The organism is Actinoplanes sp. NPDC049598 (assembly GCF_040675435.1).
In the GTDB taxonomy this organism is placed as follows: Bacteria; Actinomycetota; Actinomycetes; order Mycobacteriales; family Micromonosporaceae; genus Actinoplanes.
In genome coordinates this window covers 1-18,062 of the sequence record NZ_JBFAOX010000018.1, presented here as the reverse complement: position 1 = coordinate 18,062, position 18,062 = coordinate 1, and the positions used below count along the sequence as shown (strand labels likewise).

18 protein-coding genes are annotated in these 18,062 nt (G+C 70.3%); 12 read left to right on the top strand and 6 right to left on the bottom strand.

Going from position 1 to position 18,062, the window contains the following annotated elements; translation table 11 throughout:
* Positions 1 to 253: 253 nt before the first annotated feature.
* The 9 genes from rapZ to AB0J66_RS33440 all read left to right on the top strand — a co-directional run bounded on the left by rapZ (position 254) and on the right by AB0J66_RS33440 (position 7,747).
* Entirely contained in the window at positions 254 to 1,156 is a 903-nt protein-coding gene (gene rapZ, locus AB0J66_RS33480; protein ID WP_364669702.1) for an RNase adapter RapZ, read from the top strand.
* Positions 1,153 to 2,142 (top strand): uridine diphosphate-N-acetylglucosamine-binding protein YvcK, encoded by a 990-nt coding sequence (yvcK, locus tag AB0J66_RS33475; protein WP_364669318.1) that lies wholly within the window; start codon positions 1,153 to 1,155, stop codon positions 2,140 to 2,142. Before rapZ ends, yvcK begins: the two co-directional genes overlap by 4 nt.
* Before the next feature lie 57 nt (positions 2,143 to 2,199).
* Positions 2,200 to 3,180: a DNA-binding protein WhiA gene (gene whiA, locus AB0J66_RS33470; protein ID WP_097322458.1), complete on the top strand. Its 981-nt coding sequence runs from the start codon at positions 2,200 to 2,202 to the stop codon at positions 3,178 to 3,180.
* Positions 3,181 to 3,294: 114 nt separating this feature from the next.
* A complete protein-coding gene (locus AB0J66_RS33465) occupies positions 3,295 to 3,600 on the top strand; it encodes a hypothetical protein (protein WP_364669315.1) in 306 nt (101 codons plus the stop codon).
* A 315-nt stretch (positions 3,601 to 3,915) separates the two neighbouring features.
* Positions 3,916 to 4,911, top strand: coding sequence for a type I glyceraldehyde-3-phosphate dehydrogenase (gene gap / locus AB0J66_RS33460; protein WP_364669312.1), 996 nt, complete (start codon positions 3,916 to 3,918; stop codon positions 4,909 to 4,911).
* 6 nt (positions 4,912 to 4,917) lie between these two features.
* Complete coding sequence (locus AB0J66_RS33455; protein ID WP_364669309.1) at positions 4,918 to 6,114, top strand: phosphoglycerate kinase; 1,197 nt, start codon at positions 4,918 to 4,920, stop codon at positions 6,112 to 6,114.
* Between the two features lie 28 nt (positions 6,115 to 6,142).
* Positions 6,143 to 6,907, top strand: a complete 765-nt coding sequence (tpiA, locus tag AB0J66_RS33450; protein WP_364669700.1) for a triose-phosphate isomerase — start codon at positions 6,143 to 6,145, stop codon at positions 6,905 to 6,907.
* 91 nt (positions 6,908 to 6,998) lie between these two features.
* Positions 6,999 to 7,256: a preprotein translocase subunit SecG gene (secG, locus tag AB0J66_RS33445; protein WP_364669307.1), complete on the top strand. Its 258-nt coding sequence runs from the start codon at positions 6,999 to 7,001 to the stop codon at positions 7,254 to 7,256.
* A gap of 146 nt (positions 7,257 to 7,402) precedes the next feature.
* A complete protein-coding gene (locus AB0J66_RS33440; protein ID WP_364669304.1) occupies positions 7,403 to 7,747 on the top strand; it encodes an RNA polymerase-binding protein RbpA in 345 nt (114 codons plus the stop codon).
* A 3-nt stretch (positions 7,748 to 7,750) separates the two neighbouring features.
* Here the strand turns inward: AB0J66_RS33440 and AB0J66_RS33435 are convergent, their stop codons facing one another.
* The 6 genes from AB0J66_RS33435 to tkt form a co-directional block, all read right to left on the bottom strand.
* Positions 7,751 to 8,350, bottom strand: a complete 600-nt coding sequence (locus AB0J66_RS33435) for a GNAT family N-acetyltransferase (RefSeq protein WP_364669302.1) — start codon at positions 8,348 to 8,350, stop codon at positions 7,751 to 7,753.
* Positions 8,351 to 8,443: 93 nt separating this feature from the next.
* Positions 8,444 to 9,184, bottom strand: a complete 741-nt coding sequence (pgl, locus tag AB0J66_RS33430; protein WP_364669301.1) for a 6-phosphogluconolactonase — start codon at positions 9,182 to 9,184, stop codon at positions 8,444 to 8,446.
* A 71-nt stretch (positions 9,185 to 9,255) separates the two neighbouring features.
* Entirely contained in the window at positions 9,256 to 10,272 is a 1,017-nt protein-coding gene (locus tag AB0J66_RS33425; protein WP_364669300.1) for a glucose-6-phosphate dehydrogenase assembly protein OpcA, read from the bottom strand.
* Positions 10,269 to 11,786, bottom strand: coding sequence for a glucose-6-phosphate dehydrogenase (zwf, locus tag AB0J66_RS33420; RefSeq protein WP_364669697.1), 1,518 nt, complete (start codon positions 11,784 to 11,786; stop codon positions 10,269 to 10,271). Before zwf ends, AB0J66_RS33425 begins: the two co-directional genes overlap by 4 nt.
* A gap of 94 nt (positions 11,787 to 11,880) precedes the next feature.
* Positions 11,881 to 13,017 (bottom strand): transaldolase, encoded by a 1,137-nt coding sequence (gene tal, locus AB0J66_RS33415; protein ID WP_364669297.1) that lies wholly within the window; start codon positions 13,015 to 13,017, stop codon positions 11,881 to 11,883.
* Between the two features lie 12 nt (positions 13,018 to 13,029).
* On the bottom strand, positions 13,030 to 15,162 hold the full coding sequence (tkt, locus tag AB0J66_RS33410; protein WP_364669295.1) for a transketolase: 2,133 nt from the start codon (positions 15,160 to 15,162) through the stop codon (positions 13,030 to 13,032).
* Positions 15,163 to 15,416: 254 nt separating this feature from the next.
* Between tkt and AB0J66_RS33405 the strand changes: the two genes are divergently transcribed.
* The 3 genes from AB0J66_RS33405 (at position 15,417) to AB0J66_RS33395 (ending at position 17,878) form a co-directional block, all read left to right on the top strand.
* Positions 15,417 to 16,364 (top strand): heme o synthase, encoded by a 948-nt coding sequence (locus AB0J66_RS33405; RefSeq protein WP_364669293.1) that lies wholly within the window; start codon positions 15,417 to 15,419, stop codon positions 16,362 to 16,364.
* A gap of 308 nt (positions 16,365 to 16,672) precedes the next feature.
* Positions 16,673 to 16,966: a hypothetical protein gene (locus AB0J66_RS33400; RefSeq protein WP_364669290.1), complete on the top strand. Its 294-nt coding sequence runs from the start codon at positions 16,673 to 16,675 to the stop codon at positions 16,964 to 16,966.
* Between the two features lie 9 nt (positions 16,967 to 16,975).
* Complete coding sequence (locus tag AB0J66_RS33395; protein WP_364669288.1) at positions 16,976 to 17,878, top strand: hypothetical protein; 903 nt, start codon at positions 16,976 to 16,978, stop codon at positions 17,876 to 17,878.
* The last annotated feature ends 184 nt before the right edge of the window (positions 17,879 to 18,062 follow it).

Sequence of the window (18,062 nt, the reverse complement as noted above, 5' to 3'; positions counted from 1 at the left end):
GTGTCATCGAGGTGAGCGTCCGGCCAACTCCCGGCCGGATCGGCCCCGAAGGTGAACTCCCAAGGACCTCACGCTGTCAGTCCGCTGAAAACCGGGGGCCCGGAATACTGGAAAGAGCCCGGCGGCTGGAGCTTGTGGAGCCCGATCGGGTAGACGACAGCGGCCGAGGCGGCCGGTCCCGGTGGCTTCGGCCTAGGATGTTGTGTCCGCCGCAGGCGCGGGCACGGAGGCGGGAGGCGTGGTGACGGAGTCGATGCCGGAGTACGTGGCGGACTCTGATGTTGATCCGGACGAGGTGGCGACCGATCTCGTGATCGTCACCGGGGTGTCCGGCGGCGGGCGCAGCACGGTGGCCCGGGCCCTGGAGAACGTCGGCTTCTACGTGGTCGACAACCTGCCCCAGGCCCTCATGCTCGACATGGCCCAGCTCGCGCGGCAGGCCGGCGGGGCCGCCCGGCGTACGGCCATGGTGCTCGACGTGCGCAGCCGGGCCTTCTCGACCGACCTCACCGGGGCCGTGCACGCCCTGCGCGAGCGCGGCTTCTCCCCGCGCGTGGTCTTCGTCGACGCCGAGGACGACGTGCTCATCCGGCGCTTCGAGTCGGTGCGCCGCTCGCACCCGCTGCAGGGCGACGGGCGGCTGGCCGACGGCATCGCGGCCGAGCGCAAGCTGCTGGCCGAGGCCCGCGAGCAGGCCGATGTGATCATCGACACCAGCCACCTCAACGTCAACCAGCTCCGCCGCCGGGTCGAGGAGCTGTTCGGCGGCGAGGACGTCCGCCGGTTGCGGATCACCGTGCTTTCCTTCGGCTTCAAGTACGGCCTGCCCCCGGACGCCGACTACGTGATGGACGCGCGCTTCCTGCCCAACCCGTTCTGGGTGCCGGCGCTGCGCGACCACACCGGCCTCGAGGAGTCGGTCAGCAGCTACGTGCTCGACCAGGAGGGCGCGAGCGACTTCGTGAAGACGTACGCCGGCCTGATCGCGGCCACCGCGACCGGCTTCGAGCGCGAGGGCAAGCGCTACCTGACCGTGGCCGTCGGCTGCACCGGCGGCAAGCACCGCAGCGTCGCCATCACCGAGGAGCTCACCGCCCAGCTGCGCGACATGCGCCTGTCGGCCCACGCCTCCCACCGCGACCTGGGGCGGGAGTGACGGCGCGCCGCCCGGTCAAGGTGGTCGCGTTCGGCGGCGGCCACGGCCTCGGCGCCTCGCTGCGGGCCCTGCGCCGGGTCACCGACGAGATCGAGCTCGACATCACCGCGGTGGTCACCGTGGGCGACGACGGCGGCTCCAGCGGCCGCCTGCTCACCGAGCGGGACGCGCTGCTGCCCCCGGGCGACCTGCGGCAGGCGCTGGCCGCGCTGGCCGACGACGACCCGGTCACCCAGCGCACGGCCGACGTCCTGCAGTACCGCTTCGCCGAGATCCCGGCCGGCGGCGAGGGTCCCGACCCGCTCGTCGGGCACGCGGTGGGCAACCTGCTGCTGCTCGGGCTGATGGAGATGCTCGGCGATCCGGTGCAGGCGCTCGACCACGCGGCCGCGATGGTCGGCGCCCGGGGCCGGGTGCTGCCGATGGCCCGCCACGCGGTCGGCATCGAGGCGGACGTGCGCGGCGCCGATCCGGCGCGGCCGGACGAGGTGGTCACCGTGCGGGGTCAGCATGCGGTCGCGGTGACCTGCGGTCACGTCGAGGCCGTACGGATCGAGCCCGCCGACCCGCCCGTCTGCGATCCCGCGGTCGAGGCGATCGGGGCCGCCGACTGGCTCATCTTCGGACCGGGCAGCTGGTACACGAGCGTACTGCCGCACCTGATGGTCCCCCGGCTGGCCGAGGCGATCATGGCGAGCCCGGCCCGGCGGCTGGTGACGCTCAACCTGGCCGCCGACAACGAGACGCTCGGTCTCTCGGTCGCCGACCACCTGGCCGCCCTGCACTGGTACCGGCCCGGTCTGCGGGTCGACGCGGTGGTCGCCGACGGCAAATGGGTGGGTGAGCCCGAGCCGGTCCGGCGGGCCGCCGAGGCCCTGGGCGCGCAGCTGGTCCTGGCCCCCGTGGCCGTGGCCGACGGCAGTGCGAGGCATGATCCTGAGTCGTTGGGTGTTGCCCTGGTGCCAGTATTGGGCGCCGCTCGTTAAGCAGTCGCCTGTAAGGGCACGTATTGGTGGAAATCCGGCACATGAGGTGAGCACACGATGGCGATGACGGCAGCGGTCAAGGACGAGCTGAGCCGGGTCGACGTGCCCAAGCCCTGCTGCCGCCGGGCCGAGATGGCGGCCCTGCTGAGATTCGCCGGCGGCCTGCACATCGTCTCCGGCCGGGTGGTGGTCGAGGCCGAGCTCGACACGGGTGCGGTGGCGCGGCGGCTGCGGCGCGAGATCGCCGACGTCTACGGCTACCCCAGCGAGGTGCACGTCCTGGCCTCCGGCGGCCTGCGCAAGGGCAGCCACTACATCGTTCGCATCGTCAAAGACGGCGAGGCCCTGGCCCGTCAGACCGGCCTGCTCGACGTGCGCGGCCGTCCCGTCCGGGGTCTGCCCCCGCACGTGGTCTCGGCCAACGTCTGCTGCGCGGTGGCCGCGTGGCGGGGCGCCTTCATGGCCCACGGCTCGCTGACCGAGCCGGGCCGCTCCAGCGCCCTGGAGATCACCTGCCCGGGCCCGGAGGCCGCGCTCGCGCTGCGCGGCGCCGCCCGCCGGATCGGCATCACGGCCAAGGAGCGGGAGGTCCGCGGCGTCGACCGGGTCGTCATCAAGGACGGTGACGCCATCGCGGCCCTGCTGACCCGGATCGGCGCCCACGCGAGCGTGCTGGCCTGGGAGGAGCGCCGGGTCCGGCGCGAGGTCCGGGCCACGGCCAACCGCCTGGCCAACTTCGACGACGCCAACCTGCGCCGCTCGGCCCGGGCCGCCGTGGCCGCCGCCGCCCGGGTCACCCGGGCGCTGGAAATTCTCGCCGACGAGGCTCCCAACCACCTGACGTCGGCCGGCCAGCTGCGGCTGGAGCACCGGCAGGCTTCGCTGGAGGAGCTGGGCGCCCTGGCCGACCCGCCGCTGACGAAGGATGCGATCGCCGGCCGTATAAGGCGTCTGCTCGCCCTCGCCGACAAGCGCGCCCGTGACCTGGGCATTCCCGACACCGAGGCCGCCGTCACCCCCGAGATGATGGCCTGCTGACGTTGCCTTGCGCCTAGATGCTCCTTGTCAACCGGTCATCTTCGCGCCATCCGCGTCTTCGCGCGCGTTTTTCCTCTTACAGCTCGCCTCGAAAATCCGGAAGACTCTCCCGCCATGAGCGGCGAGAAGAGCCTTGAGGAACGAGTCACGGCGGTGGAAGCTCAAGTCGAGGAGGTGCATACGTTGGCAGCTGGAGCTGATCGAGACGTGGCTGATCTGCGAGTGAAGCTGAACGCCCACGTCAAGCTTCTGGAAGCTATGCGCAAGACGCAGGTCGATCATTACAAGGAGTGCGCCGATCACCGCAAGGAGTTCAACAGCTTCCGTGCGGAGAACCGGGCTGGTCTGGCCCACATCACCCGCCTGCTGGAGGGGCTTGCGAAGGAGCCCAGGAGCGAAGGGCCGAGCCAGGCGAACTGAGACGCTGTGAGACGAGGGCCGCGTGAGCGGCCCTTCGTCGTTTCGGGGGGAAGAAGCGCAGGTTAACGGGGGAGCTTAGTCACGGTTAGGTTGCGCCCCCTGCGTGAGGCGCTCCGGGGGCTCGGATAGTGTCTTAGCCGACGGCGACGGTGCCGGCAGCTCGGCCGACCGCGCTGTGCGCCGCCCGTCAGTCGCGGCGCCTCCTCCTGCTGGCGCGGCGGCCGGACGCCCCTTTTGCCGGCCCCGGAAACGGTCGGCAACGCAGACCCTCCGCCGGTCGCAAAATCCGGCGGACCGAAACGAGGAGATCCACCTGTGACCATCCGGGTTGGCATCAACGGATTTGGCCGCATCGGCCGCAACTTCTTCCGGGCCGCGCAGGCCTCGGGTGCGGACATCGAGATCGTCGGCGTGAACGACCTGACCGACAACGCGACGCTGGCCCACCTGCTCAAGTACGACTCGATCCTGGGCCGCCTGCCGCACGAGGTGAAGGCCACGGCCGACGAGATCACCGTGGGTGGCAAGACCTTCAAGGCCTTCGCCGAGCGTGACCCCAACAACCTCCCGTGGGGCGACCTGGGCGCCGACGTCGTCATCGAGTCGACCGGCTTCTTCACCGACGCCACCAAGGCCAAGGCGCACGTCGACAAGGGCGCCAAGAAGGTCATCATCTCGGCCCCGGCCAAGAACGAGGACATCACTGTCGTCATCGGCGTCAACGACGACAAGTACGACGCCGCGCAGCACACGATCATCTCGAACGCGTCCTGCACGACCAACTGCCTCGCCCCGATGGCGAAGGTCCTGAACGACACCATCGGCATCGAGCGTGGCCTGATGACCACGATCCACGCCTACACCCAGGACCAGAACCTGCAGGACGGCCCGCACAAGGACCTGCGCCGCGCCCGCGCCGCCGCGCTGAACGTGGTGCCGACCTCGACCGGCGCCGCCAAGGCCGTCAGCCTGGTGCTGCCGGAGCTCAAGGGCAAGCTCGACGGCTTCGCGATGCGCGTGCCGATCCCGACCGGCTCGGCCACCGACCTGACCTTCCAGGCCAAGAAGGAGACCTCCGTGGAGGAGGTCAACGCCGCGATCAAGGCCGCCGCCGAGGGCGCTCTGCGGGGCATCCTGACCTACACCGAGGACGAGATCGTCTCCTCGGACATCGTGACCGACCCGGCCTCGTGCATCTTCGACGCCGGCCTGACCAAGGTCATCGGCAACCAGGTCAAGGTCGTCGGCTGGTACGACAACGAGTGGGGCTACTCGAACCGCCTCGTCGACCTGGTCAAGCTGGTCGGCTGACGCATCGTGAAGACTCTCGACGACCTGCTCGGCGAGGGTGTGTCGGGTCGGCGCGTGCTCGTGCGCGCCGACCTGAACGTCCCGTTCGACAAGAGCAACCCTGGGGTCATCTCGGACGACGGCCGCGCCCGCGCGGTCCTGCCGACCGTGATAGCCCTGCGTGACGCGGGCGCCCGCGTCATTGTGGTGTCGCACCTGGGCCGCCCGAAGGGCGCCCCGGACCCGAAGTACACGCTGCAGCCGGTCGCCACCCGCCTGGGCGAGCTGCTCGGCTCGCCGGTGGCCTTCGCGACCGACACGGTCGGCGACGACGCGGCGGCCAAGGTCGACGCCCTTCAGGACGGCCAGGTGCTCCTGCTGGAGAACCTGCGCTTCAACGAGGGCGAGACGGCCAAGGACGACGCCGCCCGGGCCGCCTTCGCGGCTCAGCTGGCCTCGTTCGCCGACTACTACGTCGACGACGCGTTCGGCGCCGTGCACCGCAAGCACGCCTCGGTGTACGACGTGCCGGCGATCCTGCCGCACTACGCCGGCGGTCTCGTGCTGCGCGAGGTCGAGGTGCTCAAGAAGGTCACCGAGAGCCCCGAGCAGCCGTACGTCGTGGTCCTGGGTGGCTCGAAGGTCTCCGACAAGCTCGCGGTGATCAAGGCGCTGCTGCCGAAGGTCGACAAGCTGCTCGTCGGCGGCGGCATGTGCTTCACCTTCCTCAAGGCCCAGGGCCACGAGGTCGGCAAGTCGCTGCTCGAGGACGAGATGGTGCAGACCTGCGCCGACCTGCTGGCCGAGGCCGGCGGGCGGATCGTGCTGCCGGTCGACGTCGTCGCGGCCACCGAGTTCTCGGCCGACGCCGACCACGTCACCGTCGCCGCGTCCGAGATCCCGGCCGACCGGCTCGGCCTGGACATCGGCCCGGAGTCGGTGGCGCTGTTCGCCGACGCCATCGGCCCGGCCAAGACGGTGTTCTGGAACGGTCCGATGGGCGTCTTCGAGCTGGCGCCGTTCGCGGCCGGCACCCGGGGCGTGGCCGAGGCCATCACCAAGATCGACGGCTTCTCGGTCGTCGGCGGGGGCGACTCGGCCGCGGCCGTGCGCACGCTCGGCCTGGACGAGAGCGCCTTCGGGCACATCTCGACCGGTGGCGGCGCCTCCCTGGAGTACCTCGAGGGCAAGACCCTGCCCGGCATCGAAGCGCTGGAGAAGTGACGTGACTGCCGAAGCACGCCGGCCGCTGATGGCCGGCAACTGGAAGATGAACCTCAACCACTTCGAGGCGAATCTGCTGGTGCAGAAGCTGGCCGCGAGCCTGTCCGAGCAGCAGCTGACCGACGTCGAGGTGGCCGTCCTGCCGCCGTTCACCGACCTGCGCACCGTGCAGACCGCGGTCGACGGCGACAAGCTGCTGATCAAGTACGGCGCCCAGGACATCTCGAAGCACAAGTCCGGCGCCTACACCGGTGAGATCGCCGGCTCGATGCTGGAGAAGCTGGGCTGCACGTACGTGCTGGCCGGTCACTCCGAGCGCCGCGAGTACCACGACGAGGACGACGCCACGGTCAACGCGAAGGTGAAGGCGGCCTTCGCGAGCGGCCTGACGCCGATCCTGTGCGTGGGCGAGGGGCTGGACATCCGCGAGGCCAACGGCCACTGCTCGCACTGCGTCGACCAGCTCGACGCCGGTCTGGCCGGGCTCAAGCCCGAGCAGGTCAAGCAGATCGTCATCGCGTACGAGCCGGTCTGGGCGATCGGCACGGGCAAGACGGCGACGCCGGAGGACGCGCAGGAGGTCTGCGCCGCCCTGCGGGTGCGGCTCACCGAGAAGTACGGCGAGGAGATCGGCAACGCGGTCCGGATCCTGTACGGCGGCTCGGTGAAGGCGGCCAACGTCGCGTCCATCATGTCGCAGCCGGACGTGGACGGCGCCCTCGTCGGCGGGGCGAGCCTCGACGCCGAGGAGTTCGCGTCGATCGCGCGTTTTCGGGAGCATGTAGCCCGCTGAGAAGTTCCCCGTGTGCCCGGACGCCTGAGGTGTCCGGGCACACGCTATTGTTGGACCGCTGTTATGCCCTTCGAGAGGAATCGAACCGACCATGCCGATGTGGTTCGCGTACACGATGATCGTGTTGCTGGTGATCACCAGCATTCTGCTGACCCTGCTGATCCTGCTGCACCGCGGCAAGGGCGGCGGCATGTCGAGCATGTTCGGCGGCGGTGTCACCTCCAGCCTCTCGGGCTCGTCGGTGGCGGAGAAGAACCTCGACCGCTACACCGTGCTGGTGGGCATCGTCTGGTTCGCCTGCATCGTCGGCCTGGGCCTTTGGCTTCGCCTGGCCCTGCCCGGCAGTTAATGGCCAGCCGCGCTTCCTGACGGAGCGTAATAGTCGTAGACTCTGCCGCGCGTCCGGTTCTGCCGGGCGCGCGGCGTTTGTTTTGGTTTGTTTCGCACCCGTTAACGGGTGACCCCAGCAACGCCCTCGAGACAGGAGTGACGTCCGTGTCCAGTGGCAGCGCCATCCGTGGCAGCCGAGTCGGCTCGTCCCCGATGCGCCCCGACGAGCGTACCGAGCCCGCACCCCGCCGGGAGGTGACCTACTTCTGCTCCGCCGGGCACCGCAGCGACATCCTGTTCGCGGCCGAGGCCGCCGCGCCGGAGACGTGGGACTGCCCGCGCTGCGGCCAGCCCGCCGGCCTGGACGGGCAGAACCCGCCCGGCCGGCTGCGCTCCGAGCCGTACAAGTCGCACCTGGCCTACGTCAAGGAGCGCCGTAGCGACGAGGACGGGGCCAAGATCCTCGAGGAGGCGCTGGCCAAGGTGCGCCAGCGCCGCGGCCGCGAGTGACCCTCACTCCTCCGTGGAGCGGCCCAGATAGGTGACGTTCTCGGCCCCGGGCACCGTGATCTCGGTGAAGCCCAGCCGGTCGTAGAAGACGCGCGCCCCGGTGTTGGCCGGGTTCATGCCCAAGTGGACCCGGGCCACGCCGGCCGCGCGCAGACCGCCCAGGAAGGCCGACATCAGGCCCCGGCCGAAGCCCTTGCCCTGCCACTCCGGCAGCAGGTCGATGTGCAGGTGGGCCGGGTAGCCGGCCAGCTCCGGGATCAGCATGCGCTCGGGGTTGTGGTGCAGCTCGAGCCACGACTGGTCGCGGGGATCGTCGCCGTAACGGCCCTCGGTGGCCGGCAGCCACTCCGCGCGGTAGCGCTTCACGAAGTCGGCCGTGTCCTTCGTGCCCAGGACGTAGCCGACCGCGGTGCCCTCGCCGTCGTCCACCACGTACGCCCGCTCGGGCTCCAGCACGACGTAGGGCGCGGCGAAGATGTCGCCGACCAGCCGGTCGGAGCTGTTCTGCCCGCGGGCGTCGCCGCCGGCGTCGGCGGTACGGACGCAGATGTCGTAGACGGAGTCGAGGTCGCTGGGCCGGTAGGCGCGGATCTTTGGTTGCACGATGCGCAGTCTATGAGCCGCCGGCCCGGTGACCGGGCGCACGCCCTCGAGGTGGGCGCCGATTGCCCTCGGCGCCGCACCTTCGGGCAGATTTCAGCTCTTCGCGGCCACGTTCGCCGCGGCCGCCCTGTCGAGCAGCCAGTACGTTTTCGTGGCGCCGGTGGCGTGCGCGGCCGGCAGCAGCTTGTCGCCGTTGAGGGCCTTGCCGACCGACTCGGTCTTGTCCGGGCCGGCGGCGATCAGCCACACCTCGTCGGCGCTCTGGATCGTCGGCATGGTCAGCGTGATCCGGGTCGGCGGCGGCTTCGGGCTGTTGTGCACGGCCGCGGTGGTCCCGGTCTCGTTGAGCACCGGGTGCTCGGGGAAGAGCGAGGCCACGTGGCCGTCCTCGCCCACGCCGAGCATCAGCACGTCGATCGGGGGCACGTCGGCCCCGCCCAGGCGCAGCTCACCCGCGTACCGCGCGGCGGCCGCCTCGGCGTCGTCGCCGTCCGGGCCGTCCGAGGCCGGCATGGCGTGCACCCGGGCCTGGTCGAGCGGCAGCGCGTCGAGCAGGGCCGCGCGGGCCTGGGTCTCGTTGCGGTCGGGGTCGCCCGCGGGCAGGAACCGCTCGTCACCCCACCACAGGTCCACGTGGGACCAGTCGATGGCCGCGGCGGCCGGCAGGTCCTTCAGGGTGTGCAGCACCTTGCCGGCGATGCGGCCGCCGGTCAGCACCACGCTCGCCGTGCCGCGCTCGGCCTGCGCGTCCACGATCTTGGCGACGAGCCGGGACGCCACCGTCGCCGCGAGGATGTCGGCGTCGGGTACCACCACGACCAAGGTCTTGCTCACGGTCACTCCTGTCAAAGGCCGTGGGCCGCCCTCCACAGAGGGAGGACGGCCCACTTCGAAAATGGGGGAAACTAGGCGGCCGAACCGCCGGGGCCGGCCATGGCGCCGGCCTCGGACTCCGCCTTGGCGGCCAGCGCCGGGTCCTTCCACACGTGCACGCGCATCGGCGGCTTGTGGTCGAGCCCGGTGACCCCGGCCATCGCGCCGAGGGCGTCGGCGTAGATCTGGTCGGCGTCCAGGCGGCGCAGCTCCTCGGCCAGCTCGTCGCCGACCGGCCGCTTGGGCAGCGGCATGTAGCGGTCCTCCTGACCGGTGCGGCTGAACAGCGCGGTGTTCTCCTCGCGGGTCACCGTCACCGTGTCGCCGTTCTCGCACTGCAGCTGGACCGAGTGCATCCGCGGGGAGCGGTCGGTGTGCTGCAGCGTCGGGCGGATGCCGAGCCGCGACTGGAGCCAGCCGCTCATCAGCGCCGCCGTCGGGTCGCTCGTCGGCGCCGTGATGGTGGCGCCGGTGACGCGGGCCTCGGTGGTGTCGAAGGCGCCCGCGACCAGGGTGCGCCACAGCGTGATGCGGGTCCAGGTCAGGTCGGTGTCGCCGGGCGCGTAGTCGATCGCCCGCTGGCGCAGCGCGGCCACCGGATCGAGCGCCTGCGCGCAGTCGGTGATCCGGCGGTCGGCCACGACACCGAGGAAGTCGTTCGCGATCACGTCCGGCGGGTCCTGGTGCCACCAGGTGACGACCGGGACGTCCGGCGCCAGCAGCGGCATGACCACCGACTCGGCGTGCAGCGCGAGCCGGCCGTACATCCGCATGACGACCGCCTCGGCCGGGCCGAGACGACCGCCCACGACGATCTCCGCGTCGAGCCGGCTGCGGCCCTCCAGGTCGGACCGGACCACGATGAGCAGCCGGCACGGGTGCGCGGCGGCGGCGATCGTGGCGGCCGCCTCGGCCTCGCGGACCTTCTTCTCCTCGACCACGGCGACCAGCGTCAGGGCCAGGCCGGACGCGACGCCGCCGGCGCTGCGCCGCTCGGCCGCGAGCGCCTTGACCACCTCGTTGCCGGTGGTGTCCCACAGCCCGATCATGCTCGCCTCCACGCGCGGCCCTCGCGGGCCAGCATCTCGTCCGACGCCCGCGGGCCCCACTCGCCGGCCCGGTACGGCTCCGGCTTCGTGCCCTTCCAGGCGGCCTCCAGCGGGTCGATGACCTGCCAGCTCTGCTCGATCTCGGCGGCGTCCGGGAACAGGGTCCGGTCGCCGACCAGAACATCCAGGACCAGGCGCTCGTACGCCTCGGGGCTGGACTCGGTGAACGCCTCGCCGTACTGGAAGTCCATCGCGATGTCGCGGACCTCCATCGTGGTGCCGGGCACCTTGGAGCCGAACTTGAGCACCACGCCCTCGTCCGGCTGCACGCGGATGACCAGCTGGTTGTTGCCCAGCATCTCGACGTCGGCCGGGTCGAACGGCAGGTGCGGCGCGCGCTTGAACAGAATCGCGATCTCGGTCACCCGGCGCGGCATGCGCTTGCCGACGCGCACGTAGAACGGCACCTCGGCCCAGCGCCTGTTCTGGATGCCGAGCCGGACCGCCGCGTACGTCTCCGTGGTGGAGCCGGCCGGGATGTTCTTCTCCTCCAGGTAGCCCACGGCGCGCTCGCCGGCCACCCAGCCGGGGAGGTACTGACCGCGGACCGAGCCCTTGGAGATGTCCTTGGGAAGGCTGATCGCCTTCAGCACCTTGAGCTTCTCGGCGCGTACGTCGTCGTGGTCGAAGCTCGTCGGCTCCTCCATGGCGACCAGGGCGAGCAGCTGGAGCAGGTGGTTCTGCAGCACGTCGCGGGCGGCGCCGGACGCGTCGTAGAAGGCGGCCCGGGTGCCGATGCCGACGTCCTCGGCCATGGTGATCTGGACCGAGTCGACGTACTTGCTGTTCCAGACCGGCTCGAACAGGCTGTTGGCGAAGCGGAGGGCCAGGATGTTCTGGACCGTCTCCTTGCCCAGGTAGTGGTCGATCCGGTAGACGTCGCTGGGCGTGAAGACCTCGTCCACCAGCTGGTTGAGCGCGACGGCGCTCTCCAGGTCGCTGCCGAACGGCTTCTCCACGACGACCCGGCGCCACCCGCCGGACTTGGCGTTGTCGGCCATGCCGGTGCGGGCCAGCTGGTTGAGCACCAGCGGGAACGCGGCCGGCGGGATCGAGAAGTAGAAGGCGGCGTTGCCCGGGATGCCGTTGCGCTCGCGCAGGTCGTCGAGGGTCTCGGCGAGGTGGTCGAACGCGGCGTCGTCGTCGAACGACCCCGGCACGAACTGGAACTGGCTGGCCAGCCGCTGCCAGACGTCCTCGCGCCACGGGGTACGGGCGCCCTTTTTCGCCGCCTCGTAGGCCAGGGACTCGAAGTCGCCGTCACCCCAGTCGCGGCGGGCGAAGCCCAGAACCACGAAACCGGGCGGCAGCAGACCTCGGTTGGCCAGGTCGTAGACGGCCGGGATGAGCTTCTTTCTAGACAGGTCACCGGTGACTCCGAAGATCACCAGAGCGCACGGCTCCGGGATCCGGGGAAGCCTGCGGTCCTGTGCGGTACGCAGCGGATTGCCCACGTGGTCCATCCTGCCAGTTTTCGGTGTCGTGCAGGTGTCTAAGCAGGTACAGCCGTGCAAGGGGGCCCGCCGAAGCGGGCCCCCGCACACCGGATCAGGCTGCGTCGCTCGGGCTGCTCGAGCCGGAGGCGGCCGCCTTCAGCGACTTGTCGACGCCCTCGAGCAGCTCCTTCCAGCTCTGCTCGAACTTGTCGACGCCCTCGGTCTCGAGAACCTTGACGACGTCGTCGAAGTCGACGCCGACGGCCTTGAGGTCGGCGAAGACCTTCTTGGCGGCCTCGTACTGGCCCGAGATGGTGTTGCCGCGGGTCTCACCGTGGTCGGCGTACGCCTTGATGACGGACTCCGGCATGGTGTTGACCGTGCCGGGAGCGATGAGCTCCTCGACGTAGATCGTGTCCTTGTACTCGGGGTTCTTCGTCGAGGTCGACGCCCACAGCGGACGCTGCGGCTGGGCCCCGGCGGCGGCGAGCGCCTTCCAGCGCTCACCGGAGAAGACCTCCTCGTACGCCTCGTACGCGAGCTGGGCGTTGGCGATGGCGGCCTTGCCCTTGAGGGCCTTGGCCTCGTCGCTGCCGATCTTGTCGAGGCGCTTGTCGACCTCGCTGTCCACGCGGGAGACGAAGAACGACGCGACCGAGCCGATCTTGCTGAGGTCGTGCCCGTTCGCCTTGGCCTGCTCGATGCCGGCCAGGAAGGCCTCCATCACCGCGCGGTAGCGCTCGAGCGAGAAGATCAGCGTCACGTTGACGCTGATGCCCTCGGCGAGCGTGGCGGTGATCGCCGGCAGGCCCGCGAGGGTCGCCGGGATCTTGATGAACAGGTTCTCCCGGTCGACCAGCCACCACAGGGTCTTGGCCTCGGCCACGGTGCTCTCGGTCTCGTGCGCCTTGCGCGGGTCGACCTCGATCGACACGCGGCCGTCGACGCCGTTGGAGGCGTCGTAGGCCGGGCGCTCCACGTCGCACGCGTCACGCACGTCGCGGGCCGTCATCAGCCGTACGGCCTCCTCGACGGTGACCCGCTGCGCGGCCAGGTCCTTGAGCTGCTCGTCGTACGCGTCCGCGTCCGAGAGCGCCTTCTGGAAGATGCTCGGGTTGGTGGTCACACCGACCACGTGCTCCTCGTCGAGCATCTTCTTCAGCGAGCCGGTGGTCAGCCGGGGGCGGGAGAGGTCGTCGAGCCATACCGCCACACCCTGGGCGGAGAGCTCTGCCAGCCTGTCGGTCATAACTACTTCTCCTCAGTTTCCGGTCTTGTGACCGGTGATCTCGCCGACCTTGGCCAGGGCGGCGTTGGCCTTGGCCACCACGTTGTCCGCGGTGAACCCGAACTGCTCGAAGAGGATCTTGGCGGGGGCGCTCGCACCGTAGTGCTCGATGCTCACGGGCTCGCCGGCCTCGCCCAGGATCCGGTCCCAGCTCTGCCGGATGCCGGCCTCCACCGTCACCCGGGCCTTGACGCCGCGCGGCAGCACCTGCTGCTGGTACGCGGTGTCCTGCTCGTAGAACCACTCGAGGCACGGCATCGATACCACGCGGGTCGGAGTTCCCTCGGCCTCGAGGCGCTCCTGAGCGGCCAGGCAGATGGACACCTCGGAGCCGGTGCCGATGAGGATCACCTTGGGCTCGCCGCCGGACGCCTCGGAGAGGATGTAGCCGCCCTTGAGCGTGCCCTCGGCCGACGCGTACTTGGTGCGGTCGATCGTCGGCAGGTTCTGCCGGGACAGCGCCAGGCCGGTCGGGCGGTCGTTGTGCTCCAGGGCGCCGCGCCAGGCCCACGCGGTCTCGTTGGCGTCGGCCGGGCGCACCACGTCGAGGCCGACGATGGCCCGCAGCGCGGACAGCGTCTCGATCGGCTGGTGGGTCGGGCCGTCCTCGCCGAGACCGATCGAGTCGTGCGTCCACACGTAGACGACCGGCAGCTTCATCAGCGCGGACAGGCGCACGGCGCCGCGCATGTAGTCGCTGAAGACCAGGAACGTGCCGCCGTAGGGACGGGTCCTGCCGTGGGCGGTGATGCCGTTGAGGATCGAGCCCATGCCGTGCTCACGGATGCCGAAGTGCAGCGTGCGGCCGTACTCGTTGCCGGGGAAGGCCTTGGTCGCGTACTCCGAGGGGATGAAGGACGGCTCGCCCTCCATGGTGGTGTTGTTGCTCTCGGCGAGGTCGGCCGAGCCGCCCCACAGCTCGGGCAGCACCGGGGCGAGCGCCTTGAGCACCTTGCCGGAGGCGGCGCGGGTGGCCAGGCCCTTGGCGTCGGCCGGGAACTCGGGCAGCGACTTCTCCCAGCCCTCGGGCAGCTTGTGCGCGGAGAGCCGGTCGAACAGCGCCTTGCCGTCGGGGTTGCCCTTGGCCCAGGCCTCGAACTTGGTGTTCCACTCGGCGTGGGCCGCCTGGCCCCGCTCGACGACCTTGCGCGCGTGGGCGAGCACGTCCTCGGCGACGGCGAACGTCTCGTTCTTGTCGAAGCCGAGGATCTCCTTGGTCGCGGCGACCTCGTCGGCGCCCAGCGCGGAGCCGTGGATCTTGCCGGTGTTCTGCTTGTTCGGCGCGGGCCAGCCGATGATCGTGCGCAGCACGATGAAGGAGGGCTTGTCGGTGACCTTGTTGGCCGCCACGATCGCGGCGTGCAGCGCCTCGACGTCCTCGTGGTACTCGCTGCCCTTCGACGGGTCGCCCTTGCGCCAGTCCACGTGCTGCACGTGCCAGCCGTACGCGGCGTAGCGCGCCCCGACGTCCTCGTTCTTGGCGATGCGGGTGTCGTCCTCGATGGAGATCTCGTTGTCGTCGTAGATCACCGTGAGGTTGCCGAGCTTCTGCACGCCGGCGATGGCGCTCGACTCGTGGCTGACGCCCTCCTCGATGTCGCCGTCCGAGCACAGCACGTACACATTGTGGTCGAACGGAGAGTCACCGTCGGCGGCCTCGGGGTCGAACAGGCCCCGCTCGCGCCGGGCGGCCATGGCCATGCCGATCGCGTTGCCGATGCCCTGCCCGAGCGGGCCGGTGGTGACCTCGACGCCGGGGGTGTGCCCGTACTCGGGGTGACCGGGGGTCAGCGAGTCCCACTGGCGCAGCGAGGCCAGGTCGTCGATGCCCAGGCCAAAGCCGTTGAGGTAGAGCTGAATGTAGAGGGTGAGACTGGAGTGCCCACAGGAGAGCACGAAGCGGTCGCGCCCGGCCCACAGGGGGTCGGTCGGGTCGTGCCGCATGACCCGGTTGAACAGCAGGTATGCGGCGGGCGCGAGGCTCATCGCGGTACCGGGATGGCCGTTGCCGGACTTCTCGACGGCATCCATGGCCAGCACCCGGACAGTGTCCACCGCTTTGCGGTCAAGGTCGGACCAATTGAGAGCAGGATCTGTGGCAGCCACGTCGGTTGTGCTCCTCGGGCATGATTTTGGGAATCCCTTTTGAGCTTGACCCTATCCACTTGGGTTAAACCCGCGCCCGGGGAACGGCCGAGGCCCATACGCTGAGAGCGGACACGCCCGTTGTGACGCCGTGCACCTGGCAAGGGTCGTCAGAGCAGCGGAGATGGCTGAGCGTAGGCTGTCCGAGCGTGCCGCCGGCTGCTGCCGGCAACGGTCGTGAGTTGGCAAGTGCCGATGCCGGAAGGTGGCAGTCCGTGAGCATGATCACCGAGCGTCCCGTCGAAGGACAGGAGCTTGGCCGTCCGGAGAGCACCGCCGAGGCGACGCGTCGCGATCCCATCGCGCTGTTCCGCGCCTACCTGGCGCTGACCAAGCCGCAGATCGTCGAGTTGCTGCTGGTGACCACGATCCCGGCGATGATCGTCGCCGCCAAGGGCTGGCCTGACCTGGGCACTCTCGCCGTGGTGCTGATCGGCGGGGCGATGGCGGGCGGCGCCGCGAGCGCGCTCAACTGCTACATCGACCGCGACATCGACCAGGTGATGCGGCGCACCAAGCGGCGCCCGCTGCCGGCCAACGCCGTCACCCCGCGATCGGTGTTGATCTTTGGTCTGACCCTCGCGGTGATTTCCGTCGCCCTGATGGCCGTCTTCACCAACTGGCTGGCCACGGCGCTGACCGCGGGCGCGATCTTCTACTACGACGTCGTCTACACGCTGTGGCTCAAGCGGCGCACCGTCGCCAGCACGTTCTGGGGCGGCATCTGCGGCTCGGCCCCGGTGATCATCGGCTGGGCCGCCGTCACCGGCGACGTGGGCGCCGTCGGATGGGCGCTTTTCGCCATTGTCTTCTTTTGGCAGATGCCGCACTTCTATGCGCTGGCCATCAAGTACAAGGACGACTACGCCCGGGCCGGCGTCCCGATGCTGCCCGTGGTGCGCTCCATGGGCCGGGTCAACTTCGAGATCGTCCTCTACACCGTGCTGACCGTGGCCGCCTCGCTGGCCGCCTGGCCGCTCGGGCTCGGCTGGATCTACGGCGTGACCGCGATCGCCACCGGCGTGGCCTTCCTGGCCGAGGCGCTGCTTCTGGTGAAGCGGTCGCGGGCCGGTGAGCCCCTCAAGCCGATGCGGCTGTTCCACTGGTCGATCACCTACCTGACGATCCTGTTCATCGCGGTGGCGGTCGACGCCCTTGTGTGAGTTTTAAGGTCCGATCTCGTTCTTGTCACGGGCGGGCGTTCGGCAGCCATCGGCTGCCGGCGCCCGCCCGCGGTCGTTCCGGGGCCCGGCGTCGCCACCGCAGAGTCACCGCGTCGCACAACGTGCCCGATATCATCCCATTCTCGGTTACGGCCAGTCACTCAATAGATGGAAACCCGTTGATGGGTACAAAACGGGCGAATTAGTTGATAGCTATGTGTCCAACAGTTAAACCCGCAGGTAATTCCCCTCACAAAAGCGGGGCGAGGGTGCTTGCTCTCCCAGATTCTCTGCTTACGCTGCCCGTCATGGCTCAAGGTTCCGATACGACACTGACCGCGGGGATCAAGTCCTTCGCGGCAGGCCACGGTGGCGCCAAGGCGGTCATCGAGTACGTCGGCAAGCGTGGTGCCCGCATTGTCCTCGTCGGCCAGGACGGCGAGTGGTCCGACCAGTTCGCCGACGACACGAACGTCGCCCGCAAGGCGTGTGAGAACGCCGGCGTGGAAGTGGAGAACGAGTGGGAGCGTGAGCTCATGGAGCAGATGCGCCCCAGCAACGACCTTTGGCGGTCGATGTCGCGCCGGAGCATGGCCCGGTAGAAAGATCCAGTGACTTCCCCTATTCGTCGGGCGGCCCGGGAGGACTCCCGGGTCGCTCTCGTTACGTGTGAGCTCTTCCCCGACCTGTGGGAGGACGACTTCCCGCTGCGTGACGCGCTGCGCGACCGCGGCGTGCACGTCGACGCCGTCCGCTGGGACGACGAGACCGCCGTCTGGGCCGGCTACGACCTGGTCGTGATCCGGTCCCCGTGGGACTACGTGCCCCGCCGCGACGCCTTCGTGGCCTGGGCCCGCAGCGTGCCCCGCCTGCTCAACCCGGGCGACGTCGTCGAGTGGAACACCGACAAGCGCTACCTGGGCCGGCTCGCCGAGGCCGGCCTGCCGGTGACGCCGACGTCGTACGTCGCCCCGGGCGAGAAGTGGACGGCCCCCAAGGCCGGCGAATGGGTCGTCAAGCCCACAATCAGCGCCGGCAGCCAGGACACCGGCCGCTACCGCCTGCCCGCACAGACCGGACTGGCCGGGGCCCACGTGGCCCGCCTGCTCGCGGCCGGCCGCACGGCGATGATCCAGCCCTACCTCGAGGCCGTGGACACCGTCGGCGAGAGCGCGCTCATCTTCACGCCCGGCCCGGACGGCGAGCTGAGCTTCAGCCACTCCATCCGCAAGGGCGCGATGCTGACCGGCCCCGACGAGGGCGCCATCGACCCCGGCAGCGAGCGCATCACCCCACGCACACCGGACCAGGCCGAACTCGACGTGGCCGCCCGCGTCCTCGAACACGTCCCGGGCGGCCCCAAGCGCCTGCTCTACGCCCGCGTCGACCTCATCCCAGGCCCCGACGGCGCGCCGCTGCTGGTCGAGCTCGAGCTCGCCGAGCCCTCCCTCTTCCTGAGCACGGCCCCGGGCGCCGCCCCCCGACTGGCCGACGCCATCCTCACCCGCCTCTGACCCACCCGGCTTCGCCCCCGCGGTGCCCCGCGCTACGCCTGCGCGTGCCTGCGCTGCCCCGTGCCCGCGCTACCGCGTGCCCGCGCTACCGCGTGCCCGCGCTGCCCGCGCCCGCGTCGCCCTCCGCCTGCGCGCCCCGCGCCTGCGCGCCCCGCGCCTGCGCGCCCCGCGCCTGCGCGCCCCG

Excerpts from the sequence above, each read along its gene's own strand:
- rapZ (WP_364669702.1), top strand. The coding sequence starts at position 254 with ATGCCGGAGTACGTGGCGGACTCTGATGTTGATCCGGACGAGGTGGCG.
- whiA (WP_097322458.1), top strand. The coding sequence starts at position 2,200 with ATGGCGATGACGGCAGCGGTCAAGGACGAGCTGAGCCGGGTCGACGTG.
- AB0J66_RS33465 (WP_364669315.1), top strand. The coding sequence starts at position 3,295 with ATGAGCGGCGAGAAGAGCCTTGAGGAACGAGTCACGGCGGTGGAAGCT.
- tpiA (WP_364669700.1), top strand. The coding sequence starts at position 6,143 with ATGGCCGGCAACTGGAAGATGAACCTCAACCACTTCGAGGCGAATCTG.
- secG (WP_364669307.1), top strand. The coding sequence starts at position 6,999 with ATGCCGATGTGGTTCGCGTACACGATGATCGTGTTGCTGGTGATCACC.
- AB0J66_RS33425 (WP_364669300.1), bottom strand. The coding sequence starts at position 10,272 with ATGATCGGGCTGTGGGACACCACCGGCAACGAGGTGGTCAAGGCGCTC.
- tal (WP_364669297.1), bottom strand. The coding sequence starts at position 13,017 with ATGACCGACAGGCTGGCAGAGCTCTCCGCCCAGGGTGTGGCGGTATGG.
- AB0J66_RS33400 (WP_364669290.1), top strand. The coding sequence starts at position 16,673 with ATGGCTCAAGGTTCCGATACGACACTGACCGCGGGGATCAAGTCCTTC.